Origin of the sequence: Streptomyces tateyamensis (assembly GCF_003205575.1) — a bacterium.
GTDB lineage: Bacteria > Actinomycetota > Actinomycetes > Streptomycetales > Streptomycetaceae > Kitasatospora > Kitasatospora tateyamensis.
Window position 1 is genome coordinate 1 of record NZ_PYBW01000429.1, and the last position, 236, is coordinate 236.

The 236-nt window shown below is 70.3% G+C and carries 1 pseudogene; it reads left to right on the forward strand.

Features of this window, described 5'->3' with window-relative positions:
• Positions 1-236 (forward strand): annotated as a pseudogene (locus tag C7C46_RS35770) (IS1380 family transposase); the annotation flags it as partial.

Sequence of the window (236 nt, forward strand, 5' to 3'; positions counted from 1 at the left end):
CGGCGACCTGTCCGCCTGGCCGGCCCACCACAAGGTCATCGCCCGCAAGGAACCCCTGCACCCGCGCCACCTCAAGGACGCCTCGGCCTACGAGGTCGCCAAGGGCATGCGCTACCAGACGTTCGCCACCAACACCCGGCACGGACAGGCCCAGTTCCTGGACGCCCGACACCGCAAGCACGCCCGCATCGAGCCGAAGATCCGCGACCAGAAGGCCTCCGGGATGCGCCTGCTGC